Raw genomic sequence first — 24,551 nt, 5'->3', positions numbered from 1 at the left:
GAGGCACGCAGCGTGATTTGAGCGGCATAGCCAAAGCTATACGAAACAGAAAGAATGTTTCCGATTAAGTTTTACGCTCTTGTCTTACATCTATAATCCGTAGGGTACGGTACGCTGCCGGTGCCTTTAATAAGCCTGTCTACGATATATGCATAGCGTAACCTGCGGGTTCACTTGTTTAAGACAGTTCCTCGGCCCCGAATACAGGGGAGACTTAATCATTACTTGAACTTAAGGAGGCGAGAGTCCCTGCGTCTTCGATACAAGAACACAGGGAGAAAAAGAATATTAATCCAGGGGGGCGCGAGCGCGGCTCTATTTACTCGCCTTTGCCGGCGCTTCGACTTTGACATCCACAGCTTCTGTCAAGCGGGCGATAACCGTATCGTTCACCTTGATTTCGTTAAACCGCTCTACGTTCGGGCCGGCCTTGACTTTAAGCACCTTGCCTTCCGGCCCGAGCAGGGTCACTTGCCGGGTATTGTAGTCTATGCTCTGCACCGTAGCGTAAACTTCCACTTTATCGACTACGAGCAGCTCCGGTTTGTTGCCTTTGGGCGCGCGCTCGACTGTTTCCGATTGGTCGGCATGCGGTGCGGTCTTACTGGCGGTCACTTCGATTTCGACGCTTTCGAGGAACTGGGTCGTTACCTTGTCGCCGATACGTATCTGCGAAAAGTTTTCGATTTCCGGACCGCAGGTTACCTGGAACTGCTTGCCGTTTTCATCCAGCAGCGTAACAATGCGCTTCTTCTTGTTGATGGCTTTAACCGTTGCTTTCAGCACTATCAGTTCGCCTTCGATGGCGTCCGGCTTTTTAGCGGCAACGGGCGGTTTTGGCGCTTCTGCAGCCGGAGCTGCGGCAACGGGCGGCGTTTCCGGCTTGGTGGTTTTATCGGCACAGCCGAACAGCGCAGTGCTTGCAATAATACCGGCAATGCCGTATTTCAATCGGGTAAAGCTGGAGTAGTCCATGAGTTCCTCGTGATAAGAGATTCGGATGCGCGAAAATAACGGCGGAGAGAAGGAACAGCTATTGTTGAACTCCTATCCGTACGCCCACTCAGAGTTTACTGGCAGTTCTGTATACTTGCCAACAGCTATCGACGCGCATGGCGTATATTTCATCGAAATTTACGAAAAATAACAGGGGGTTTGCTTGCGCGCGCTTGAAAAATTGATTGCCGATGCTTCCGGACAAGCTTTTCATCTAACGGAAAAAGTACCGGTAAGCGGCGGCTGTATAGGCGAAAGCTATCGCGCGAAAGGCCGGGAGCGGGATTACTTCGTTAAATGTCTGCCTGCCCGCTGTCTGGGGATACTCGAAGCGGAAATCGCTGGTCTTCAGGCGATTCAGGCAACACATACCGTAAATGTGCCGAATCCGCTTTGCTGCGGTATCATTGGCAATCAGGCGGTATTGGTGCTGGAGTGGCTGGACATGAACGCGCTGGGAGGCGGTTCAGCACGGAATCTGGGACAAAAGCTGGCGGAAATGCACGCAATCGTTCAACCCTGTTTCGGCTGGCGCGACGATAATTGGATAGGAACCAATCCGCAACCGAATGCGCCTTGCCCGGACCGGCTGGATTGGGTCGCTTTCTGGCGCGCCAACCGTCTGGGTTTTCAGCTCGATCTTGCCGCGCGCAACGGCTATGGAGGGCGCTTGCAGCAGCAAGGCGAACGCTTGATGGAGTTGCTGCCTGCTTTTTTCAAGAATTACCGCCCGCACGCTTCATTGCTGCATGGCGACTTATGGGGCGGCAATGCCGCCAGCAACTCGCGCAATGAGGGGCTGATATACGATCCGGCCTGTTATTTCGGCGACCGTGAAGCGGATGTGGCGATGACGGAATTGTTCGGCGGCTTCGGCCAGGATTTTTATGCGGCGTATCGTGAAACATTAGCGCTCGATGCCGGATATCCGGTGCGCAAAACACTTTACAATGTTTATCACATACTCAATCACCTGAACCTGTTCGGCGGCGGCTACCAGGGCCAGGCGCTGGGAATGATCGAGCGTCTGCTGGCGGAAGCGGGCTAGCAGCAGCGCTTGACGCCGTTCCATTTGCGTTCGGTCTGTTCGCGAAAGAAGGCTTTACGGCTGAGCGGCGCGCCCGCGCCGCTGTGATGACGATGCCAGTGATCGAGATAGCGCTCGTATTGATCTTCGCCGCACAGTGCGCGCATAAACCGCCTGACGCAGGACAGATGAACAGAGATAAACAAGAACACATCACCTCCTGATAATAATTCAGTATACCTCATTGACGATTTGACTTTCCTCCTTCCGGCAACCTGAACCATCATGCAGAAATCGCACGCCAACCGGCTTACTTATCCTCCGCTACTCGAAACTCTGGGCTGGCTGACGCTGGTTGTTCTTGGAACCGCGGCGCTTGGCGTTATCGCCTGGAGCCGGGGAGAAACGCTGAACAGTCTGTGGTTTGTTATCGCTGCGATCTGCGTATACGCGCTGGGCTATCGTTTTTACAGCGCCTTTATCGCCGCGCGGGTGTTGATGCTCGACGCCGGCCGCGCCACCCCGGCGGAACGTCTTGATGACGGGCGGGATTTTGTTCCAACCAATCGCTGGGTGGTTTTCGGGCATCACTTCGCGGCTATCGCAGGTCCTGGGCCGCTGATCGGGCCGACGCTGGCCGCGCAGTTCGGTTATCTGCCGGGTACGCTGTGGATACTGGCGGGCGCGGTGCTGGGCGGCTGCGTGCAGGATTTCGTGATCCTGTTTTTCTCGCTGCGCCGCGATGCGCGCTCGCTGGGGCAAATGGCGCGCGACGAGCTGGGGCCGATCGGCGGCACGGCGGCGCTGGTGGGCGTGATGATGATCATGATCATACTGATCGCGGTGCTGGGGCTGGTGGTGACCAACGCGATGAAGCATAGTCCCTGGGCGACTTCCACCGTGGCGGCGACGATACCGATCGCGGTGATCGTCGGATTGTACATGCGCAATCTGCGCCCCGGACGCGTGATGGAGTCCACTCTGTTGGGCGTGGGCCTGCTGATCGGCTCGCTCGGTTGCCGCCGGGGGCTGGATAGACCATAACCCGGCATTACGCGGCTGGTTCGATTTCGACGGTCCCGATCTGGCGCTGATGATCATCGCCTATGGTTTTCTGGCGGCGGTTCTGCCGGTCTGGCTGCTGCTGGCCCCGCGCGATTATTTGTCGACGTTCATGAAGCTCGGCACCATCAGCGCGCTGGCGGTCGCCATCATCGTGCTGCACCCGGAAGTCAAGATGCCGGCTTTGACGCGCTTCATCGACGGCAGCGGCCCGATTTTCGGCGGCAAGCTGTTTCCGTTCGTGTTCATTACCATCGCCTGCGGCGCGATCAGCGGTTTTCACGCGCTGATTTCCTCCGGCACCACGCCCAAGCTGCTGGCCAACGAAGCCGACGCGCGGCTGATCGGCTACGGCGCGATGCTGATGGAATCCTTCGTCGCGATCATGGCGATGGTGGCCGCGACGGTGCTGGAACCGGGCGTGTATTTCGCGATCAACAGCCCCGCCGGTATCGTCGGAAAGGAAGCCGCCGATGCGGTCGCGCGCATCAGCGGCTGGGGCTTCCCGGTCACGCTGGTGCAGATGCAGGACCTGGCGCGTGAAATGGGCGAATCCTCGCTGTTCGCGCGCACCGGCGGCGCGCCGTCGCTGGCGGTGGGCATGGCCACGCTGTTTGCGCGCGCCTTCGGCGAAAAACTGCTGTCGCTGTGGTATCACTTCGCCATTATGTTCGAGGCGCTGTTCATCCTGACCACGCTGGACGCCGGAACGCGCGTCGCTCGTTTCATGCTGCAGGATATGCTCGGAAACTGGGTGCCTGCGCTGGGTAGAACCGGCTGGTATCCCGGCGTATTATTGACTTCGGGGCTGGTGGTGGGCGGCTGGGGCTATTTTCTGTACATGGGAACGATCGATCCGCTGGGCGGCATCAACAGCCTGTGGCCGCTGTTCGGCATCGCCAATCAGATGCTGGCGGCGATAGCGCTGTGCGTGGCCACTACCATTTTGATGAAGTCGCCGAGCGCCCGCTATATCTGGGTGACGTTGATTCCGCTGCTATGGCTGATAGCGGTCACATCCACGGCGGCTTATGAAAAGCTGTTCAGCCCGGAAATCCGTATCGGCTTTCTCGCGCACGCCGCCGATTTATCGGCGAAACTGTCGGCGGGCGCATTGCCGGCGGATCAGGCTACCGCCGCACCGCGGCTGATTTTTAACGATTATCTGGATGCAGCGCTGACGGCGTTTTTTTTGCTGATTTCCTGGGTGCTGGCGGTGGATACCGCGCGCGTCTGCTATTGCGTGCGGATGGGTAGATCCCACCCTGTTTCCACGGAAACGCCGCATAGTCCCAGCCGTTTGGCGGAAGCGTGGCTGCAGGATTGAATCATAACGGAGTGGCAACTATGAACAACACAACAACATTACCGGTCATACCCGGCGTAGTGCAGTGCCTGTTGCGCGGCATCGCCATGCTGCCTCACCCGCAACTGAGGCGCTTCGTGATCTGGCCGCTGCTGATCAACCTGCTGCTCTACGGCCTCGGTCTGTGGCTGTCGCTGCATTATTTTGCCGAGGTGATGGATCGTCTGATACCGGCGTGGCTCGAATGGCTGCGCTGGCTGCTGTGGCCGCTGTTCGCCATGCTGTTTTTCGGATTCGCTTTTTTCACATTCACGCTGGTTGCCAATCTGATCGGCTCGCCCTTTTACGGTCATCTGGCCGAAGCGGCTGCCAAACTGGCGGGTATTTCCGCTGAAGACAGCCAAAAAACCAAACCCGCGGCGCTGAAGCAGATCGGTATCAGTATCGCTTCCGAACTCAGGCGCTTGCGTTTTTCCGCCGGGTGGGGGCTGGCGCTGCTGCTGATAATGCTGATACCCGGCGTCAACATGCTGGCCCCGCCGCTGGCGCTGGCGTTTTTTGCGTGGAGTCTGGCGATCGAATACAGCGGCTATGCGCTGGAAGCGCGCGACGCCACCTTCGACGAACAGCTCGCGCTGCTCAAAAAACGGCGTATCGAGTGGCTGTCCTTTGGCGGGCTGGTATTGGCGGGCCTGACTATCCCGGTTTTCAGCGTGATAGTCCCGCCGGCGGCGGTGGTGGCGGCGACGCTGCTGATTGGGAAAAATGAGTCAGTGTAGGGTATGCAAAATGAATTACAACGCCGCGCTCAAACTGTTTGTACTGGTCATCGCTCAAACACTGCTGCTTCCCGCGCTCTCCCAGGCCAACGAGCCTGACTTTCAGGATTTAAGCGCGGCCTACTACAAGGACCATCCCGGAAAGGGCAAATACGGACCGCTGTGGTCGCCGATCCCAATCCAGAAATACTGGAATCCCAAAGATTTCTACCAGCCGCCTTCTTCGGTGCAGGGCGAGAAAACCGCCGAACAGTGCGTCGAATGCCATCAGAGCCTCACACCCGGCGCGTTTCATGCCTGGAAAAACAGCATCCACGCCAATCTCGACAATATACGGAATCTGAGCAGCGAAGACGCGCGCTTCTACAAGAAGCAAAAGCTCGAAGATGTTGAAAAAAATCTGCGCCAACGCGGCCTGCTTCGCGAAAGCGAAAATCTCGCCCAGGTCGGCTGTATCGATTGTCATTCCGGCGTTGGCGCCAAATCCGTCGATCATGCCAAAAAGCTGATCATGCCGGACCGGGCGGCCTGCGGAACCTGCCATGTCGAACAATTTGCCGAGGCGGAATCGGAAAAGGCGCAAACCTGGCCGCAAGGCCAATGGCCGAAAGGGCATCCGTCGCACTCCATGGACTGGAAAGCGAACGTGGAAACCGCGATCTGGGCCGGCATGCCCGAACGTGAAATCGCACAGGGCTGCGACATGTGCCATTACCAGCAGAACAAGTGCGACGGCTGTCACACCCGCCACACCTTCTCCGCCGCCGAAGCGCGCCAGCCGGAAGCCTGCGCCACCTGCCACAACGGTGTCGATCACAACGAATTCGAAAACTTCATGTTGTCCAAACACGGCACGGTTTACCAGACGCAAGGCAAGGCGAAATGGAATTTCGAAGCGCCGCTCAAGGATGCATTGACCAAGGGCGGCTACACCGCGCCGACCTGCCAGTATTGCCACTTCGAATTCGAAGGTGAGTTTTCCCATAATCTGGTGCGCAAGGTGCGCTGGGGTTTTAATCCGACGCCGGCCATAGCCGACAATCTGCAGCATCCGTGGTTCAGCGAACGCAAGGAGGCCTGGCTGAAAACCTGCGCCGACTGCCATTCGCCCGGTTTTGCCGAAGCGTATTTAACCGCTGCGGACAAAGGCACGATAGCCGGGTTGAAAGTGGAACAGGAAGCCAGGCATGTCGTCGAAAATTTGTATAAAGACGGACAGCTGACCGGCCAAAAAACCAATCGTCCGGTCCCGCCCGCGCCGGAAAAGGATGCGCCGGGCGGATTCTTCCAGCTGTTCTGGGCCAAAGGCAACAACCCGAGCGCGGTTGAGCGCGTTCATGCCGACATGTGGGAGCATGACCTGGTGAAATTGTATAAGGGTCTGGTTCACGCCAATCCGGGCGGCTTTACCTATACCGAAGGCTGGTCGGAACTGATGAAGGATTATGCGTTCATCATGAATGAAAACACCGTGCTGCGCGAAGAACATGCGAGAAATCTGCCTAAACCGGCTAAAAACGGCTTTGTCGAGTTTTTAACCAGCAGATATCTGCTGGGGCTGGTATTGATCGGCGCGGGCGTCGCATTCATCCTGACGCGCAATAAACGCTCATAACGGATTTTGGAAACGAGCAACATGCCATATGTCAATATCCAAATCACCAAGGGCGCAAGCAGAGAACAGAAGGCTCAATTGGTCAGGGAGGTCACCGATTCCCTGGTGCGCGTGCTTGGCAAGAATCCGGAGCATACGCATGTCGTCATTCAGGAGATAGACGAGGAAAACTGGGGATACGCCGGGCTGCTGACGGACGAATGGAAAAAATCGCGGGGTGGATAAGCGTAGCGCCTCTGTTGGAGCCGGCCACGGCTTCAGGAAAAGTATTTCCGTTCGTTTGCTGATAGGCCTGATCTGCCTTACTGCCGGCGCATGGATACTGGGTCTCGCCATTATCGAGCGCTTGCCGTCTGCATTGACGGCGGAAAAAACCGGAGAACAGATCGCGGGCGAGCCCGGTTTTCCGGCCTTGGGCGGACATTATTCGGCCGAACGCATAGACCATTACCGGCTGCGGCAAGGCGAAGAGGTTTCGTTTCCGCTCGATGCCGTAAGCTACCGCGCTGCCGACGGCGAGAGGCGGCGGGCGGTTCTGTATCCCGGCCTAAACGCCGAAGCGGTCGAAACCGGGCCGGACGCGCTGTTTTCGCGCCGGGAGTTATGGGCCAATGCCATGGAGGCTTTAAACCGTCACGCCGAAGCAAACGCATTGTTTTTAACCTGGTGGGACAACGCGCAACGCATCGACTGGTTTACCGGGCGCGCTGCCTGGGCCGGCGCTCCCATCGCCACGGCTTTTGCCGCTCGCAGCGAGCGGAAGCTTTGGGCGGAGCTGGCGGGGCCGTTTGCCGGCGACGAAACGCGTCTGCGCCAACTGGCGCGCTGGCTGACGATGAACGCGCACGACGCGTTGGCGGAAATGGCCGCAACCCTGCCCGCCGCTACGCCGGTCTATTTTCTGGTGTGCCTGGACGATCTGGCGCGGCTGGCCGAGATCGAACGGCTTGCTGGAAAAAAGCCGGCTATCGAAGCCGCGCAGTTCCCGCGCGCCGGCGATATCCACGCGCAAATTGCCGAAGTAAAACGCTGGGCGCAGGAGAAAGGGAGCGGCAGTTATCTGATTCAAAACACGCCGGGGAGCGGCATACGCGCCTGGCGCATCGAAAATGCGGAAACCGGGGAAACCTTGTTGGCGAAATTGCTGCCTTTTACCGGCTCGCTGGAAAATCCGCTTGCAGAACTGGAAACGGTGTACCAGTCGCCCCAGGCTTCTTATCTGACGGTTTTTCGATGGAACAGATAGCGCGCTTGCATCCGCCCCATTTAACTATTTCTTTCCCGCCGCAGGCGGGGATTTTGAAAAATCAGACAAAACGGCACAAATTGTCTCATGTTTACCGATTAGACAGTTCGTGCCGTTTTGTCTCATATTTACGCATGACAAAGCTTGTATGGCTATTATCGCAAGACAATAGAGTTTTTAAATATTTATAAACCGTTCTAATATCATTAGATGGGATTGCTTTTTATATTTTTTGCAATACTCCATTTGTGATAATGCCGCTTCTTTTGCTCTCTGACTACCATGATCCTGTGTGATTTTTTCTAAGATAACGCTATATTGCATAAGGCTACATCCTCGACCCCAAGGTTTTGAATACTTTCCTGGATATAGCATATGGTCAAGCCAATTCATAGTCATTTTTGCCGAAGTTTTATTAATTCCATTTGGACAATAGTCCATATTTCCTTTTTTAAACTCGTCATAGAAAGCCAATGAAATCGCCTTTTTTATCTCATTCGACGCGTCTGATGCGGATTTTTTACATGCGGCCATAAGTTATCTCACCTTTGTCTAGTAGCATTGTATTTTTACCACAAAAATTCGTTGGCGTGTAACGGCTGCTTGATGTGATTGGACAGAATGAGCCAAATTGTCCGATGTCCAGAAGCCCGCTCCTTGATTTTAGCGGCTTCCAGGGGTCACGATACTCTCAAACATGAGACGAAACGAACGACCAAGGCTCCCGCGCCTGTTTTTAGTTCTAGCGTTTAGGATGCACTGCGTTTTCGAGCGTTTGACGGATAAACCGTTGATAGGGTATCCCTGAACGTCCTGCTTCCTCCTTGATGGCTTCGAGCAGCGATTCGGACAGACGCATGGTTATGCTGCGTTCCTTTGGCTGAAATTCAAAGCGGACGGGAGTTAGAGAAGACAAGTCGTATTCTGTCAGATCGGCTTGGCCGATAAAATCCTCGGCTTCTTTGTCAGTGTTGAGGACGGGTAATTGCTTTTTCATAATATTCAACCTCCTTTCGGTGCATGTAGCGCGCGCTGACGGGGCGGATATAAGCTTCCCCTTCGCGTTGCCGCAAGGTGAAGCAAACAAAAAGATTGCGCCCTTCTTCCGTCTTACCCAGTCCGATATATCTTGTCTCGTTTTGCGAATGAGCAAGATCAGGAAAAACTTTCATTTCTCCGTGAAAAGCGGTTTCAATCTCGGAAAGAGAAACTCCGTGCTTTTGGCACTTGCTCACGTTTCCGTCATCCCAATCAAAACCTGTTACGCCATGGATTTGCATAGTCATAACATTGACATTTGTAAATACAAATGTCAACCATGTGATGGACCGATAGGGTCATGTCTAGATAAGTTGCGGACTGGGTGGGACATAGTGAGAATGTAACAAGGAATGCTATTTTGCTACTAGACTTGGCCCCTTGCTTGCTTGTTTCCGTACCAACGCTATACCGATGGATTCCAGCCTCGGCGCAACCTTAGCCTGCTATTTTTTCCATTTCGTGAGTTGCCCCCTATTTCAACTTCAACATTTCGGCCAACTCCCTTTCCAGCAGTTTCTCGTCGCCCATATTCAAAGCAACCAATCGGCGAAGGTTGGTCATGCCGTCCAGATCGATATGCTGGCATTCGATGCCAATGCATTGGCCTTCCTGATGAACCACCTTGCCTTCCATGACGATATGTTCTTCACCCTCATCCAGTTGAAGATCCATGCTGCAGATTTTTCCCCTGTGAGAGGTGTTGGCGATGGATTGAATAATATTAACCAGCGCACCTTTCAGCGATATGTCCAGCAAATGAGCCGTTTGAATTTCTTGTGCCGGATGGAAATGTAACAGCACATCAACCTGAAAAGGTATGCGCGAGAAATGGCGGCGATTGATTGCATCTGTTGTATTCATGTGTTCTTCGCGTTTGAAATTTAAACAGGGTCGGTCAATATACTACTCTTTTTTCATATTTTCTCATTGCCGCATGCCGCACGTAGTCGTGGAGAACCTTGGCGAACTTCTCGTTGTCTATGCTGTGCGTCAGGCGAAAGTTGCGTTCAACTTAATTGGCGGCAGTTTCTTGTTTGTCGATGAAAAGGATGATGGTCTGGCAAAGTATTACGCGCGATTTGGGTTTGTTCCTATTCTTGATGACCCACTGACGCTATGTATGCCAAACGCCGATATCCCTGATATTTAGCCGGGCATAGCCTTTCCGGTATGTAGGCGGCTGGCCGAGCGGTTTCTTCCAGCTGTTCCGGGCCAAAGGCAACAACCCGAGCGCGGTCGAGCGCGTCCATGCCGAAGGGGAATGCCGGGACCGAGACGTCATGGCCTAGCCTGAGCGACTTGCCCTGAGCGGAAACCGAAGGGATGGCTTCGGAGTTACATCCTTGTCGATTGGATACCGGCAATCCATGCCGGTATGACGAGCCATATGAATGAACAGCATGCAAAGCTTTTGATTATGGCGGGTATGGAAAACCGCGCGCCAGCAAGTCCTGCAATATCTGATCATGGCCGTAAATATCCTGGAAATAGCGAACTTCGCCGTTTTCCTCAGCCAGCGCGGTGGCGTAGAAAATGTAAACCGGGATCGGCGTCTTCAGCGTGACGGTGCGGGTTTTGTCGCCGTTCATCGCTTCATCTATTTTTTCCCGGCTCCATTCGCTTTGTTCTTTCAGCACATACTCGGCAAGGTCGGACGGACGCTCGACACGAATGCAGCCGTGGCTGAAATCGCGCCTCGACTTCTTGAACAGGCTGGGCGTCGGCGTGCTGTGCAGGTAGACATTGTTATTGTTGGGAAACGCGAACTTGACCAGTCCCAGCGCATTTTTGGGGCCGGGCTTCTGTCTGAGCTTGACTTCGCCGCTGGCCAGCATTTCGATATTGTCCAGGCTGGGCTGATAGACGGCGGAACCGGGCGCAAGATTGGATACCAGCTCCATGTTGTTGCGCTCCAGATAGCCGGGATTGTTCAGCAGTTTCGGCAGATACTCCTTGGCGGCAATTTTATAGGGTACATTCCAGTAAGGCCGGAAATTCATGTAAGTCATATCCGAATGAAACACCGGCGTGTTGCGTCCGTCTATGGCTTCGCCGACGATCACATTCATGGTCAGGGCCGGTTTCGCGTCGTTGGCATCGAAACCGAACAGCTCGAAGGAGGGGATGTTGACGATGATGTAACGCCCGTCCAGCCGATCGGGCAGCCAGCGCAGACGTTCCATGCTGAGCTGAATCTGCTTGAGTTTGCCTGCCGGCGAAATATTCAATTGCGCCTGCGTACCTTTACCGATCACGCCGTCCGCCGCCAGTCCGTTATGGCGCTGAAAATCCTTGACGCGCTCGGCCAGCTGGTCGTCGTACACTTCGGAATGATTGTTGTCTTTTTCCTCGAGCAGTAGCTGGCGTAGTTTTAATACGTCGGGATGCTGATCGCCGGGAGAAAATTTTGCCGGCAGATTGATCGCGGGGCTGGTTGTCGACAACGAGCGTCCATCAAATGAATGCAGCGCATTTTTCAGCAGCCTGTACAGATGCAGCTTGGGTTCCAGGCCGGCGATGATTTCATCGGGATTACTGCTTGCGGCTAGCTGCTTGACCATGGCCGGCAGATCGAGCTTTTTCGGTTCGATATCCAGGCCAAAATTCACATGACGAGGATTGATGCGGCCTACGTACACATTGGAGGCGTAGCGCATGCTCATCAAACTGAGGGCTACGTCAAAGGATGCGCTTTTTTGCGGCGCGGCAGCCGGGTCCTTGTCGACCTCGAGTTCGTTCAGCCATTTGCCCAGCACGGCTGCATCGTAATCCTCGTTGTTCAAACCGCGCGTATGCGCCGTTTCCAGACTGGCAATCATCGCCTTGGCTTGGGCCGTCCCTTTTCCGTTTTGAGTCCACAGCGGCTGATAGCCGTTGCCTTCGTAAAGTTGCTTAAGCGGAGCCTGATAATCAGGGAACTTACCCCAGTGCAGCCCGGGATGAACGCCTTCGCCGACCAGCGATTGTATGCCGGCGGATTCAGTATTGCCGGCCGGCTGCGAAGATTCGGCGTTGCAATTAAACGCTGCAGCCAGCAACAGCAGATAACCGAGTAAAGTTGCAGGCGTTTTGAGTGTCGTTAAAATCATAGGCGCTTTCGTTCTGTATTTGGGATTAAGTTAGGGGCGTACTGAACTACTCTCAGGCATTCAAACAAAATCCGTAACTATTCAGCTACCGTTGCCTTGTCTGTGTAGGAGCGGGCTTTAGCCCGCTCCTACAACATTTTCCGCCGAAAACCCGTGCAGGTTCCGTTGGCTGAATAGTTACCTTTAATGATTGACAGTTAAATAGTAAGCTTGAACAAACAAGTGCTTCCTCTACGCTTCATCTTCAGACTGTAACATGATTTCGCGCAGGTACCGGAACAATAAGCGCGCGGACTTCGGAGGCGCGGCAAGCGCCTGTTCTTTTTTTGCATCCTGCGCTAATTGACGAACTTTCTGACGGTCTGCTTCCGGCCAGCTTTCCAGCAGTTCGTTGACTGCGCTGTTGTCCCCGGCGACGAGCTTGTCGCGCCAGTGTTCGACGCGGTGCTGATCGTGGATCGAGAGTGCGCTGAGTTGTTTGTAATGCGCCAGCCGGGCCTGAATGGGCTCAACCTCGGTGTTGCGCAGCAGTTTGCCGATGAATTTGCGCTGGCGTTTTCTGGCGCTGCCATGGCTGATTTTTTGCGCTTCCTGTACCGCGCTCAGCAGCTTTTCCGGCAAGTCCAGGCTCATTAGCCGATCGTGCGTTAACGCCGTCAGCTCTTCGCCCAAGGCCTCCATCTCCAGACATTCGCGTTTGTTGGCCGACTTGTTGGGCCGTTCCGCGAACGCGTATCCCTCATCGTCATTCTCAAATTGTTCCATAGCCCCAAACTCCTGGCTGGTTTGGCAGTCCCGCAGGATGTGTAGATGTATGCCTATTCTGCGGGACTGTACAACGAAGGAAAACCTTATGCCGTTTCCAATTTTTTGCTGCTCAGCAAATAGTTCAGCCATAAGGAAGACAGCTTTTCCTGCACAGAGTTCTGTCTCAGGCGCGCATGCAGATTCGGAAAGTCTACCCTGTCCAAATCCTGATCCTGGTTGTTGCAGGAATAAACAAAGCTTTCCGCGCCGGTTTCAGGATCGATATGTTTGCACAGGCACTGAGCGCAAACGCCTTTCATCATGCATTGCATCGGCGAGTTGATCGAACCGATGGCGGCATGATGCGGTTTGATGTAGGGCGCCAGAACCCCTCGGCGCGCTTCCTTGACCGCCGCCATCATGCGGTCGGAACCGATGACGACGATGTGATCGACATCATCCAGATGGATAGGCGTAGCGCCGAGCTCGCCGCGCGCATAAGCCAGCATCGCTTCGACGATATTGCCGACGAAGGTTTTATCCTGAAGCCGTGTCGGCGTGATCGCAGTATTACCGGGACGATTATCGACCGACCATACAATAAGATCCGAAGCGGCTTCGATTTCTTCCGCCTTGAATACGTCTTCGCTGCTGCGATAACCGGCGAAGTAGATAACCTGATTGCCCGCCGTGCGCAGAGCCTTGCCTATCGAAAACAGCACGGCATTGCCGAGGCCGCCGCCGAGCAGCAGCACGGTCTGGCCCGACGGGATGTCGGTCGGCGTGCCGGTTACCCCCATCACCACCAGCGCGTCGCCGGGGTTCCAGGTCGCCAGCAGCCGCGAGGAACTGCCCATTTCCAGCGTAATCAGCGAAATCAGGCCGTGCTCCTTGTCTACCCAGGCTCCGGTCAACGCCAATCCCTCGGTGGCTAAAACCGTGCCTTCGCGCACCGGCGCCAGCGCTTCGTAGTTCTGTACCCGGTAGAACTGGCCCGGCCGGAAGTGTTTGGCCGCCAGCGGCGCTTTCACCAGCACCTCGATTATGGTCGGCGTTAGCCGGGTAATGGAAACAATCTGCGCGCGTAGCGCGGAGTCGAGATGCTGCTGAAAACAGGTAAGCGCCTTGTCGCGTTCGGCCTGTCCCTCATCGTTCTGTGCGGCAAGCACCCTGGCGAACAGGTCGACGATATAAGGATAGCCGTGTTTGGCGCTGGCCATGGCCTTGACCACGTTGCCGGCGTAGACCGGATGATTGTCGCCGTAAAAAGTGATGTAGCGGCCATTGCGCTGATAAGAAGTGAAAGGCGCCGGTTTGCCGATTTTTGGTTCGGTGCGATCGGCCGTAGCCGCCAGCACGTATCCTTCCGCAGTGATTTGCGGTTCATGGCGTTGATAGAATTTTTTATCCATCACGAAGGTGTCCGGATGTTCGCTTTCGTAGATGGTATTGGGCGAAGTGCCCGCCGCGACGAACAGGCTGCGCAACGCTATTTCCCGCTCCCCGGTTTTACGCCAGCGGCCCTCCTGCTCCTCCAACGTTTCGAATACGACAGCCGACAGATGTCCGTACTGATCTTCCAAAGCTTCGAGCGGACTCATGCCTTCCGCCAGCCAGATGCCTTCATCCAGCGCTTCGGCGATTTCCTCGTGGTTTTGCCGGTAGGCGGGCGAGTCCTTGATGCCTTTGCGGTAAAACATCGTGACGCCGCCCCATTGCGCCAGCAAGGGCTGGAAATGCGGCTTTTCGCCGGCAGCGGCTGCGCGAGCGCGTTCGTCCTGAATAACGCGGCCGTGTCCCAAAAACTCATCCAGTATCAGCAATTCCTCGCTGTCATAATTTGCGCGCACGCTGTCCTCGCCGTACACTCCTACCAGTTTTTGATAGCGGTGCAGAATTTTTTCCACCTGCACCGGGTAATAGGCCAGCAGCTCGGTGGCGGTATCGATCGCAGTCAGACCGCCGCCGATCACGCCTGCCGGCAGCCGTACCTGAAGATTGGCCAAAGTCGATTCCTTGGCCGCGCCGCTCAGTTGCAGCGCCATCAGGAAATCAGACGCTTTACGTATGCCTCTCGTCAGATTATTTTTCAGGTCGATGACGGTCGGTTTGCCCGCCCCGGACGCAATCGCAATATGATCAAAGCCGATGTCCCATGCTTCGTTCACTGTCAGGGTACCGCCGAAACGCACGCCGCCATAGCAACGGAACGCGGCGCGGCGCAGCAGGTTCAGATAAATCACTTTCAGGAAGTTTTTATCCCAGCGCACGGTGATGCCGTATTCGGCTACGCCGCCGAAACCCAGCATCACGCGCTTGTCCAGATCTTCGTACAGTTCGTTGAAATCGAAAACCGGGCGCGGCGGGGTATCGGCGTTGCCGACCAGTTCGGGCGGCAGCGGCTCGATTTTAAGACCGTCGATACCTACTACGCCGAAGCCTTCGTTCAGCAGGTAATGCGACAGCGTGTAGCCTGCCGGCCCCATGCCGGCCACCAGTACGTTTTTGCCGTTATAGGCAAGAGCAACGGGACGTTTGACGTTAAGCGGATTCCAGCGCGTCAGCAGACTGTAGATTTCAAAGCCCCACGGCATGAACAGCACGGAAGTCAACACATTGGTTTCGATCTGGGGTATGTTGACCGGCTCGGTTTTCTGGTAAATGCAGCCCCTCATGCAATCGTTGCAGATGCGGTGGCCGGTGCCGGGACACATCGGGTTGTCTATGGCGACGATTGCCAGCGCGGCGATATTGTCGCCTCTGCGCTTCAGCACATGCATCTCGGAAATTTTTTCTTCCAGCGGACAGCCGCTGTTGGTGACGCCGAGCGGATTGGTCTTGAAGCTGCCGTCTTTCTTGTTGCGCATGCCCTTGGAGCAGGAATCCGTGTCGCGGTCATGGCAATAGATACAATGATCGACTTCGTATAGCACCTTGCGCAGTGGAAAGCGCGGATCGGTCAACGCAAAGCCGTCGCGGCGGCGCTGGTGCTCCGGCGCGACGCCCCAGGCCTTGTAGCCGCCGCGTTCAATGGTTTCGTGTTCGACCAGATGATTGAAATCGGTTTTTTCCGGCGTTTTGAAACTGACCCAATCGCTTACATCGTGTTTCAGCGCATTATCCTGGGTAGCCGCGTAGCTCCAGCGCAATATCAGGTCATGAAGAGTACCCAGCAGCGCGGCATCGTCCAGCGCGGAAAGCTCGCGCATATCGGTGGATACGCTCAATGCGTGGCGTAGCTTGGCGATCGCGTCCGCATCCGGTGTTTCCATCGAGACCAGCAAATGAATCTGTAGCGCGAGTGCGGCAACCGCTTTTTCGAGATCGGCATCGCGCTGCGCCAGCGGAATCAATGCCGCGCTGATGTCTTTGAACTGCCTGCGTAGCGTGTCGATGTGCCAGGAACTGATGTCGACGCCCTTGAAGCGAGCGGCCAGCTTGCCGACAATCTCTGTGCGAAACGCAAAAATGCTATCGAACTCGGCTTGAGTTTCGGCTTGTTGTTCCGCACGCACGTCACGTACCTGAAACAGTTCCGCGATAAAATCGCCGACATGCGGCGCCACGCGGACGATGACTTCCGAAATTTGTTCCGGAGTAAGTCCTTCGCCGCCCGAACAGCGGTAGTCTTCCAGCGCCTGATAACCGTCCGGATCATTCGCCTGCGTTCTGGCGTTGAAAACCGCCGTTAAATCCTGCAAACGCGCGCTGTCGTACAAATCGGCATAAGCAAAGCCGGGGATGCCCAGTGTCAGTTGCGCCGCGCTGGTTTCCGCCGGCAGATTCTTATTCGATGTGTTCATAACGACTACCACCATCCATTCCTGATGTGAACAAACCTGCTATTCTAAACCAGCTTGACTCATTGAATCGAGGTTTTGATTGTTTTAACTACGCGCTTCAAACATGCTGAAACTATGGCGAGCAGGATAAACCACAGTTTTACAGACCGCGTTCAACGATTTTCATAGCGATTATAGTCCAGCAAGCCGGCTTCAACCGGATCGGTCGCGCCATACTCCCGATGCATGCTATCGCTGATTTGCCAAAAATCCGGGTGAGTCCTGCGAACGCCGAACTTACTTAACAAGGCTTGATAATCGCTTTCGCTGTTCAGATGCTGCATCTCGATAACCAGCTCCCTGAGCCGGCTTTTGGGCGCCCTTAAAAAAACATTCGGATAAGCGCCGATGATGCCTTTGGCGATACTCAAGCGGTCCTCTTCCGGAAGCCTGTTGTTGCTTTCCCGAAAGGGCTGTGAAATATTGCTATGCGCATCATCATGGATAAGCGTATAGATACCGATCAGTTTGCTCTTTTCGGCAGCGTCGTCGTTCTCGACGAGAAGAAATGCGGTTTCCGGCATCCAGTAAGCGCTTAAACCGGGGGTTTTAACCAGACGCGCCAATTGTTCGGCGACAAACTGATCCGCATCTCCGGCAATCTCGTGCCGCCGATCCAGAACCGGCGATAATCGCTGTTTTAACATGCCAAAGAACTCTTCCTTGGGCTTATTGCCGGCATAGCGTATCGCCGTCTGCAAATCGACATTGTAACGATTGCCGAAAATATAATTCTTTACGCTGTCGCTGGCGCCGCGATACCAGTAGTCGCGTTCTTCCACCCGCGCTTGTTGCGGCAGAAACCCAAGAAAATGGAATTCGGCCTCCATGCGCATAAAGTCCATGTAGAGCCGGCTGGCGAGCTGATGACCGATGTTGCCGTATACGTCGTAACCGGCGACCAGCAGGTAATGCATGCGTTCCAGCAGCGTATAATCGACCACCCATGCCGTTTTCGGCGATTCGCCTATCAACCCCTTGACGACGGAAGCGCTGTCGAAATTACGAAAAACGGTCAAAGCCGCGTTCGAATTGACTCCATCGCCATTCCAGATCAAATCCAGGTTGATGCCGTTTCCTTCCTTGAACAGCCGCGTCAAACGCGCGGAGCGCGATTCAAGGTATTTGTTTTGCAATGCGGAATATTTCAGCCAGGACGACAACGGGTCGATTTCACTGCCTTCTTCGCTGGGCAAACGCAAATTATTGCTTTCCTGCGCCAGAAACGCTTCGGCTTCGGGCATTAGCTTTTTCTCCGGGGCGACAAAGAAAACCCAAAATCGGTCGTCTATTACGTTCAGCGCCACCTGACCCCGGCATACCGGCCCTTTCATGAAGCCCATTACGATGAATTGCGCTTCGTCCAGCAAGAAACGGTAACGGCTGTTGACGGGAATATCCTTGAAAGTCTCAAACGGATTGGACGCCACTTCCGGCCGGTAGGACGGCAGGAAATTGACGGTGGAAATGTTGTCGAGGAACCAGGTTCGGTATTTCTCCATGCGCCGGCTGTTCAGCGCATAAGGTAAATGCGTCTTGACAAGCACGGTGCCCGGCAATGGCCGGAGCCGATAATATACCCGCGCAACGCCGGGATCGTCGTACGGACGGCGCGTCGCGATCAATTCAATCGGGACGCCGGGAGGCGTTTTCGAGCGCACCAATTGAAAATAACTCAACGGCGCAACGTCGTCAAAATAGAGATTGGCGAGAAACAGATGTTCGAAAATATAACGACTCATCAGCCGCTGCTTCAAGCTGTCCCCATTGAAAAACGCCTCCCACTGCTGGATATGCGCCTGAAACACGCCGCCCGGCGGCTCCGGAGGTTTATACGGAGAGCCGGCCTTGAGCCAGCGCAACAGCGCGTCTTCCTCGTTTTTTTTCAAACCGGGCAGACCGTAGGGCATCCCCCACAGCGCATGCTCGCCGGCAAACCGGTCGAACTCTTCAGCGGTTGGACACTGCTGACTGTCGCGGTCCAGCGAAAAGTCGAAGCTGTCGGGCAAGCGGTCTGTTTTGGGTAGCGGATTCAAATGCTTCAACATCAGCATGCGCGCCAGCACGCTATTTTCGGTGTTGACAAAAAGCGTTTGCTTGCGTTCGTTCAGCACCGGGGAAAAACCTTTCGACCGCCAATCGCCGACGGAGCGCCCGTCATCGAATAATCGGGTCAGATTGGCGGCCAGCAGGCGCGTGCCGTCGTAAACGCGCGCCTTGTTTGCGCCGCGCTCAACTCCGGGAAAGGCGGTCAGGTTAAGCTGGCAGGGCGCATCGTAGCAACCGTGACACACCGCGCAACGGCTATCCAGTATCGGCTTGATATCGCGCTCGTAATCGATTGCAGATGTTTTTTCCAGCAGGACCGGGGTACTGCGGTTGATTACCGCTGACGGACCAAAGCGCTCGTTTGATCTGAGTTGTCCCGGAGGCTCGCATCCTCCCAAAAACGGACTGATTACTATCAGCGCGCAAAGCAGTGAGAAAATCTTTTGCATGCTATTTTCTAGCTGGAAGGTCCAATATTTCCGCGAGAGCGCGCTGGTTGACAGGACTATGTAAACCTTTGTCCATGCTCGCTATGCGTAAAGTGGGAAATCGGTTTTGGCTTTCCTCGACCATACTGACGGCTACCTGATCGTCGGTTTGCTACTCCATAACCTGATGATGGAGGATAAAGCGAAACTGATTTTTCAGGTGATTAACCCGCCTCCGCACGCGCTCTAACCCCAAGCGCTCTAAAAACTTTGGCAACCGTATCGAAACGCGGCTGTGCGTCAGGTCGCAGCGACTTATAAGGCGCCTCGCGTGTCAAGCCAGAAGATTTTGCAATTTCAGTCACGCCACGCGCGGCGGCCAATAGTGCTGGGTCATTTTCTTTCAGCACGATCATCAGGTATTCTGCTATCGCCAGATAGCTTCCATGCTATTCCGTCACATCAAATTCAGGCAGATCGGCAACACGAATTTTCCTGGTCATGGCTTAATCCTCAATATGAACCGCGCGTTTCACGGCCCTGGCAATGTCTGCGGTCTGCGTAGACTTATCGCTGCCGCCCGGCGCTGAGTCATACCGTCTTGCAATGGCTGTTCAGCCAAGTGGTAAATTCTGGAAGAGGTTTGATCGAGTACATAAATAATTCTAATCGAACGCTTACACCCTATCAAATGTTTTGTATGTGGACATTTTTGCCCATCCAGCCGGGTATTGGTTATGCGTCTTGGTAGGCCGTCATACTATATGATCACAATGATTGGTTGGCTTATTTGCAATCATAAAATACCCACATAACAAAACGGCACGGTCTGTCCCATGTTCTGGCACGCTTGATGGATAAATGTGTATCCATTGAGCGATTAGACACTTCAGTGCCGAAATGCCTAGGTTCTGTTGACATTAGCACGCGCCATCAGTGAAGCTGGAACCATTTCGAAAATGGCTGACCGACTCGACATTAGCCCCGAAGACTGGAGCGTTATCTATCCCATACTGGTGAAACATCGGCATGTCCGGGGAACAGTGCCGGGCCTTTCTGGTTGCCGTTCTGCAAATTCTTCGATCTGGATCGCAATGGCGTTTGCTGCCGGAAGCGCATGGCAAGTGGAACTCCGTGTTCAAGCGTTTTTCCCGCTGGAGCAAGCATGGGGTTTGGCAGTCGCTGTTCGCCGGATGCATCCATCATCCTGATTTGCAAAGCGTGTTTATCGACTCCACCATCAACCGGGCTCATCCCTGCGCCGGTGGCGCGGCGGGCGGCAACGCCGGGACGAAGCCTTGGGGAATCCGCTCGAATTCGTACTGACCGGAGGGCAGGCCAGTGACATCGGACAGGCCGAAACCTTGCCGGCGCTGACGCCGGCGGGTGCGCGTGCGTTTGTCGGCGACAAAGGCATGACAGCGATGCGCTGCTCCAGGCCATCGTAGCGAGAGATATGAAAGCCGTCATTCCTCCGCGCTACAATCGAAACAAGGTACGCGAGTGCGATTGGTTTATTTACAAAGAACGCCATCTGATTGAATGCTTCTTCAACAAAATCAAACATTATCGACGAATATTTTCGCGTTTTGAAAAAACAGCTCGCAACTACATGGCCTTCCTTCACTTCGTCTCAGCTCTCATTTGGTTGCGGTGATACGTCAACAGAACCTAAGCTATTCTGTAAATAAAATTTCCATATCGACGCGCAAACCGCCTTCCGGACGGTTGCAGGCCTTGATTTTTCCATCGTGGGCTAATATGGCTCGCTTGGCAATCGCCAACCCCAAGCCTACGCTTTGGTGCTTTTCGGAGTTGCCGCCACGAAAATATGGCTGAAAAATTTCAGTCAAATCGCTTTCTGCAACGCCAGGTCCTTGATCATCAATACGCAGATGCCACAATCGGGTTTTGTTATCGAAATCTGACGTTACGTCTACTTCTCCGCCATTCCGGCAATGTTGCACTGCATTCCTCAGCACATTCTCGATAGCCCGGCGTAACAACTCCCCAGACGCGGTGACCAGCATTTCACGCAGACCTTCAGTACGGATCAGCACCAGGCGTTGCTCGGCTTCAAAACTCACATTGGCGACGATTTCCTCCAACAAACCGCACAGATCGATCTCTTGCATATTACTACCGGAAATGCCGGCTTCCAGACGGGATAAAGCCAATAATTCGCCGACCAGATCGCTGATGCGCTGCGATTCGCGTTCAATACGCGTCAGGCTGGGTTGCAATTTTTCGGGCTGCTGTTGAGCCAGACCGGCTGCAGCCTGGATTCGGGCCAGCGGCGAGCGCAATTCGTGAGAAACATCGTGTAACAGCCGTTGCTGGGCATGTACCAGATGATTAATTTGCTCGGCCATATGATCGAAGTCGCGGCCGAGATCGGAGAGTTCATCTCGCCGCTTACCCATTGCATCGGCAACGCGGACATCCAGATTGCCGCAGGCCAGGCTGGCTATAGCCTGGCGTAACCGGCGTATGGGTTTGGCAAAATACCAGGCTAGTGCAAAGCTGAATGCCAAACTGGCAAAAAACCCGGATAAAACCGGCAACAGCTCCGAACGCTGCGCGCTATGATCAAATCGGCCATGGTGTCCGTGCTGCTGTGATGACGCCGTTGGTCCAAGGAGTTCCGGTAAACCTGTTCCGTCCTGCATGGGGATGGGGGGCGGCGGAATTATGGTAAAACGTTGATGCGCATCATTGCCCGAACTGTTATGTGGCGGATGCATCACTATGCCATGCTTGAACACAGGCAAAAATAATAAATAGCGATTTCCATCCTTTGTAGAAACCAGGCGAACGGCATCAGGATTATTTCCGTTTAAAAACAGACTGCGGGCTTGCTGAACGGCTTTGGGGTCCGGTTTTCGTTTCAGAATCTCGTTACCCTCATCGTCTACCGCATAGACGGCAGGCAAATGCGATGAACGCAATTTATCCAGAAAACTGCGCAACTCTTCGGAACCTCCGTAGCGGTTGGCGAGTTCGGCGACTTGCAGCAAAGATGCTGCGTGTTTTATATCAATCGCTTCGTTAAGCGGCCCGGCGATTTCGTCATTGCCGGTTTCAACTTGATGCCTTAACCAGACGGCGGTACCGGCGCCGATGCTGGCCAACAGTAAAGCAAGCCAGAAAGCAAGAAAGAACTTCCAGAATAATCGCCCCATATTCAACCCTTAATTAATTGATAGCCCTGCCCGCGCACGGTTTGTATATAAGAGCGGCCATCGCTCTGGCACCCCAGTTTCTGACGGATACTGCTCATGTGAACATCGATACTTCTATCGAAATGGGCCAAAGGACGCCCCAGGCTACTTTCAGACAACTTCTGTTTGGTTACGACTCGACCGAAATTGTTCGCCAAGGTTTCCAGCAGGTTGAATTCGGTACTGGTTAGTTCCAGTTCCTTGTCGAACCAGGATGCCTTGCGCCTTTCGCTCCAGATTTTCAGCGGGCCGGCAATAACCGGCCAATCGGTGGCGATATCCTCCAGGTAACTGGTGCGTCTTAAGATGGCCCGGAGGCGTGCGACAAGTTCTCTCGGGGTGCAGGGTTTGGGTACGTAATCGTCCGCGCCGGATTCAAGACCGATAATTTTGTCTACATCATCGCCTCTGGCGGTAAACATCAGCACCGGAATCCGGCTTTGCTGCCGTATTCGGTTTAATACCTCAGTGCCGGTAATATCCGGCAGCATGATGTCGAGCATTACCAGTTCATAAGCTCCGGTTAAGGCCAGTTGCAAGCCACTTAGACCGAAATGGCTGAAATCGAGCTGGAAACCTTCGGTCTGTAAATAATCCCTGAACAGTTCAACCAACTCCACGTCGTCATCGATCATTAAAATTTTTGTCACTGCGGTCACCTTAATGTTTTTGCATAGCATGATAACGTGACATGGGGCCCTCAGTCAGCAGCGAAAGTCGAGGTTTACCAAAGCTTACATTACGTTAACGCCAATTTACATTTGTGGGATGCATAATTTAATCGCCGGGACCAGACGTGTTCCGATATATTTAAATTACCTGAATGGAGATTTCTATATGCGTAACTCATTAATGATAGCGGCCTTGTTATTACCGTGCATGGCGCTGGCGGAGCCGCCATTTTATGAAGGATCTGCTTATGGTGACTTCCGTCATCATCATCGCCACGCCGGCAAAGGAGCAGATCATTTTCCTCGACTCTTGAGTGGTATCAATTTGTCAGCCCAGCAACAAGAGGATGTCAAGAATTTATTAAATAACAGCCGCGCCAAATTCGATCCAGAACTGGAAGAAATAAAAAAAGTTGAAGAGGAACTGCATCGCCTGAGTTTTTCGAATGATTTCAGCGACAAAAAGATTCAGACCTTGCTTGACAAATCCGCATCTCTGCATAAAGAGTTGAGTATATTTAAAGCGACCGTGGATAATTCAATTTATAAACTACTGACTGACGAGCAAAAGCGGAAGCTGCAGAGCAATATAACCCGGTGTGAGTAGCGGAAAAGTCCAATAATCTCTCCTCATGGCATTGGAAATGCCATGAGGTTCGGGAGGGCTTGTCGCAACAACAGATTATGGAATGCTGTAATGATGGACTTAGCAGGATGGTGAAAAACTCCTGATCCGATAGCTGATGCGGCTTACAAGGCGTGGATGAGGTAAAAGACACGCAATAGGGGACAGACCATGGTTTACTTGCCTTTTTAAACAGTGGTCTGCCCTTATGCCTCCCTGGTCGGGTGTCGACACGATAGTCGACAAAAAAGTCATGCGCGAGGCGGCGGAGGCCTATCTGAAATATTTATGGTCGAGTGAAGGACAGCGGCTGATCGCCAAACATTATTTCCGTCCCAGCTTAGCTGCAATTTTGCAGGAGAGTCGCGGCGAATTTCCCGAGCTGAAATTGCCGACCGTCAAGCAGACAGCGGGCGACTGGGCGAACGCGCAGAAAAAACATTTCAGCGACGGCGGCATTTTCGATCAGATATACTCAAAATGAAGGATTACGTAGACCTGATAACTCCAATGACCCTATCGGTAATTGAGCAATCGCGGTTAAAACATCACCTTCAACAGCGCCTGTTACATGGGCTTTCATATTTCCGGCAGGTGTGTCAATATTCACGTTGAAACTTATATTTCCGCCGCTTACCGTCCCATCAGTTATATCAAATCTACCTTTGGCGCCCGTAAGCGTGCCGGATAAAACCTCATTGGTAACTACAAGCTCAAGAATGCCTGTTTTTTCACCTATCGGTGTTTTTACATTAACCTCAAATATTCCAGCTACCGGCACGACGATACTCCTTAATTTATGAAAAA

General features: G+C 54.0%; 25 protein-coding genes and 2 pseudogenes. 12 read left to right on the top strand and 15 right to left on the bottom strand.

The window, feature by feature from the left end:
* Window positions 1-315: 315 nt before the first annotated feature.
* On the bottom strand, window positions 316-975 hold the full coding sequence (locus F6R98_RS20840) for a hypothetical protein (protein WP_153250724.1): 660 nt from the start codon (window positions 973-975) through the stop codon (window positions 316-318).
* Between the two features lie 184 nt (window positions 976-1,159).
* On the opposite strand from F6R98_RS20840, the gene F6R98_RS20835 reads away from it, so the two are divergent.
* Entirely contained in the window at window positions 1,160-2,044 is an 885-nt protein-coding gene (locus F6R98_RS20835; RefSeq protein WP_153250723.1) for a fructosamine kinase family protein, read from the top strand.
* Here the strand turns inward: F6R98_RS20835 and F6R98_RS20830 are convergent.
* A complete protein-coding gene (locus F6R98_RS20830; RefSeq protein ID WP_228124998.1) occupies window positions 2,041-2,235 on the bottom strand; it encodes a CstA-like transporter-associated (seleno)protein in 195 nt (64 codons plus the stop codon). The genes F6R98_RS20835 and F6R98_RS20830 overlap by 4 nt on opposite strands.
* A gap of 73 nt (window positions 2,236-2,308) precedes the next feature.
* On the opposite strand from F6R98_RS20830, the pseudogene F6R98_RS20825 reads away from it, so the two are divergent.
* The 5 genes and pseudogenes from F6R98_RS20825 (at window position 2,309) to haoB (ending at window position 8,031) form a co-directional block, all read left to right on the top strand.
* A pseudogene (locus F6R98_RS20825) lies at window positions 2,309-4,412 on the top strand (carbon starvation CstA family protein).
* A 20-nt stretch (window positions 4,413-4,432) separates the two neighbouring features.
* Window positions 4,433-5,170: a sulfate transporter CysZ gene (gene cysZ / locus F6R98_RS20820; RefSeq protein WP_153250721.1), complete on the top strand. Its 738-nt coding sequence runs from the start codon at window positions 4,433-4,435 to the stop codon at window positions 5,168-5,170.
* Window positions 5,171-5,180: 10 nt separating this feature from the next.
* Entirely contained in the window at window positions 5,181-6,785 is a 1,605-nt protein-coding gene (locus F6R98_RS20815; protein WP_153250720.1) for a multiheme c-type cytochrome, read from the top strand.
* Window positions 6,786-6,806: 21 nt separating this feature from the next.
* Complete coding sequence (locus F6R98_RS20810) at window positions 6,807-7,010, top strand: tautomerase family protein (RefSeq protein ID WP_153250719.1); 204 nt, start codon at window positions 6,807-6,809, stop codon at window positions 7,008-7,010.
* Complete coding sequence (gene haoB, locus F6R98_RS20805; RefSeq protein WP_153250718.1) at window positions 7,003-8,031, top strand: hydroxylamine oxidation protein HaoB; 1,029 nt, start codon at window positions 7,003-7,005, stop codon at window positions 8,029-8,031. The genes F6R98_RS20810 and haoB overlap by 8 nt, the downstream gene beginning before the upstream one ends.
* Before the next feature lie 177 nt (window positions 8,032-8,208).
* Here haoB and F6R98_RS20800 read toward each other — a convergent pair whose 3' ends face one another.
* From F6R98_RS20800 to F6R98_RS20785, 4 genes are all read right to left on the bottom strand, one after another.
* The gene (locus tag F6R98_RS20800) at window positions 8,209-8,565 is read right to left on the bottom strand and encodes a hypothetical protein (RefSeq protein ID WP_153250717.1); all 357 of its coding nucleotides are present in this window, start codon (window positions 8,563-8,565) and stop codon (window positions 8,209-8,211) included.
* A gap of 208 nt (window positions 8,566-8,773) precedes the next feature.
* Window positions 8,774-9,028 carry a CopG family antitoxin gene (locus F6R98_RS20795; protein ID WP_153250716.1) on the bottom strand — a complete coding sequence of 85 codons (255 nt, stop codon included), beginning with the start codon at window positions 9,026-9,028 and terminating at the stop codon, window positions 8,774-8,776.
* Window positions 8,997-9,317, bottom strand: a complete 321-nt coding sequence (locus F6R98_RS20790; protein ID WP_228124997.1) for a BrnT family toxin — start codon at window positions 9,315-9,317, stop codon at window positions 8,997-8,999. Before F6R98_RS20790 ends, F6R98_RS20795 begins: the two co-directional genes overlap by 32 nt.
* A 226-nt stretch (window positions 9,318-9,543) precedes the next feature.
* Window positions 9,544-9,933 (bottom strand): PilZ domain-containing protein, encoded by a 390-nt coding sequence (locus tag F6R98_RS20785; protein WP_153250715.1) that lies wholly within the window; start codon window positions 9,931-9,933, stop codon window positions 9,544-9,546.
* Window positions 9,934-10,006: 73 nt separating this feature from the next.
* Between F6R98_RS20785 and F6R98_RS20780 the strand changes: the two genes are divergently transcribed.
* Window positions 10,007-10,222 (top strand): hypothetical protein, encoded by a 216-nt coding sequence (locus F6R98_RS20780; protein WP_153250714.1) that lies wholly within the window; start codon window positions 10,007-10,009, stop codon window positions 10,220-10,222.
* Window positions 10,223-10,487: 265 nt separating this feature from the next.
* Here F6R98_RS20780 and F6R98_RS20775 read toward each other — a convergent pair whose 3' ends face one another.
* The 6 genes and pseudogenes from F6R98_RS20775 to F6R98_RS22950 all read right to left on the bottom strand — a co-directional run bounded on the left by F6R98_RS20775 (window position 10,488) and on the right by F6R98_RS22950 (window position 19,643).
* On the bottom strand, window positions 10,488-12,161 hold the full coding sequence (locus tag F6R98_RS20775) for a L,D-transpeptidase family protein (protein WP_153250713.1): 1,674 nt from the start codon (window positions 12,159-12,161) through the stop codon (window positions 10,488-10,490).
* A 231-nt stretch (window positions 12,162-12,392) separates the two neighbouring features.
* Complete coding sequence (gene yjgA / locus F6R98_RS20770) at window positions 12,393-12,926, bottom strand: ribosome biogenesis factor YjgA (RefSeq protein WP_194270053.1); 534 nt, start codon at window positions 12,924-12,926, stop codon at window positions 12,393-12,395.
* Between the two features lie 86 nt (window positions 12,927-13,012).
* Window positions 13,013-16,711 carry a pyridine nucleotide-disulfide oxidoreductase gene (locus tag F6R98_RS20765; RefSeq protein WP_153250711.1) on the bottom strand — a complete coding sequence of 1,233 codons (3,699 nt, stop codon included), beginning with the start codon at window positions 16,709-16,711 and terminating at the stop codon, window positions 13,013-13,015.
* A gap of 152 nt (window positions 16,712-16,863) precedes the next feature.
* Window positions 16,864-19,248, bottom strand: coding sequence for a fatty acid cis/trans isomerase (locus tag F6R98_RS20760; RefSeq protein ID WP_153250710.1), 2,385 nt, complete (start codon window positions 19,246-19,248; stop codon window positions 16,864-16,866).
* Between the two features lie 19 nt (window positions 19,249-19,267).
* A pseudogene (locus F6R98_RS22325) lies at window positions 19,268-19,444 on the bottom strand (ISNCY family transposase); the annotation flags it as partial.
* A gap of 7 nt (window positions 19,445-19,451) precedes the next feature.
* Complete coding sequence (locus F6R98_RS22950; RefSeq protein WP_407079268.1) at window positions 19,452-19,643, bottom strand: addiction module antidote protein; 192 nt, start codon at window positions 19,641-19,643, stop codon at window positions 19,452-19,454.
* 613 nt (window positions 19,644-20,256) lie between these two features.
* Between F6R98_RS22950 and F6R98_RS20750 the strand changes: the two genes are divergently transcribed.
* From F6R98_RS20750 to F6R98_RS22945, 3 genes are read left to right on the top strand one after another with little or no spacing between them, the layout of a single operon-like run.
* Window positions 20,257-20,553, top strand: coding sequence for a transposase (locus F6R98_RS20750; RefSeq protein ID WP_153250709.1), 297 nt, complete (start codon window positions 20,257-20,259; stop codon window positions 20,551-20,553).
* Window positions 20,526-20,675 (top strand): hypothetical protein, encoded by a 150-nt coding sequence (locus F6R98_RS20745; RefSeq protein WP_153250708.1) that lies wholly within the window; start codon window positions 20,526-20,528, stop codon window positions 20,673-20,675. The genes F6R98_RS20750 and F6R98_RS20745 overlap by 28 nt, the downstream gene beginning before the upstream one ends.
* 8 nt (window positions 20,676-20,683) lie before the next feature.
* Complete coding sequence (locus F6R98_RS22945; RefSeq protein WP_407079267.1) at window positions 20,684-20,884, top strand: hypothetical protein; 201 nt, start codon at window positions 20,684-20,686, stop codon at window positions 20,882-20,884.
* A 19-nt stretch (window positions 20,885-20,903) separates the two neighbouring features.
* Here the strand turns inward: F6R98_RS22945 and F6R98_RS20735 are convergent, their stop codons facing one another.
* The gene (locus F6R98_RS20735; RefSeq protein ID WP_153250707.1) at window positions 20,904-22,409 is read right to left on the bottom strand and encodes a HAMP domain-containing sensor histidine kinase; all 1,506 of its coding nucleotides are present in this window, start codon (window positions 22,407-22,409) and stop codon (window positions 20,904-20,906) included.
* Between the two features lie 2 nt (window positions 22,410-22,411).
* Window positions 22,412-23,098, bottom strand: coding sequence for a response regulator transcription factor (locus F6R98_RS20730; protein WP_153250706.1), 687 nt, complete (start codon window positions 23,096-23,098; stop codon window positions 22,412-22,414).
* A 187-nt stretch (window positions 23,099-23,285) separates the two neighbouring features.
* On the opposite strand from F6R98_RS20730, the gene F6R98_RS20725 reads away from it, so the two are divergent.
* Both F6R98_RS20725 and F6R98_RS20720 read left to right on the top strand, forming a co-directional pair.
* Window positions 23,286-23,726 carry a Spy/CpxP family protein refolding chaperone gene (locus tag F6R98_RS20725; protein ID WP_194270052.1) on the top strand — a complete coding sequence of 147 codons (441 nt, stop codon included), beginning with the start codon at window positions 23,286-23,288 and terminating at the stop codon, window positions 23,724-23,726.
* 226 nt (window positions 23,727-23,952) lie between these two features.
* A complete protein-coding gene (locus tag F6R98_RS20720) occupies window positions 23,953-24,228 on the top strand; it encodes a hypothetical protein (protein ID WP_153250704.1) in 276 nt (91 codons plus the stop codon).
* On the opposite strand, the gene F6R98_RS20715 is transcribed toward F6R98_RS20720, so the two are convergent.
* Entirely contained in the window at window positions 24,220-24,525 is a 306-nt protein-coding gene (locus F6R98_RS20715; RefSeq protein WP_153250703.1) for a hypothetical protein, read from the bottom strand. The two genes, F6R98_RS20720 and F6R98_RS20715, sit on opposite strands and share 9 nt — an antisense overlap.
* Window positions 24,526-24,551 lie beyond the last annotated feature (26 nt).

It is taken from the genome of Candidatus Methylospira mobilis, assembly GCF_009498235.1.
Taxonomy (GTDB): domain Bacteria; phylum Pseudomonadota; class Gammaproteobacteria; order Methylococcales; family Methylococcaceae; genus Methylospira; species Methylospira mobilis.
Note: the sequence above shows the minus strand (reverse complement) of the source record. Positions and strands in the feature narration are given on the sequence as shown.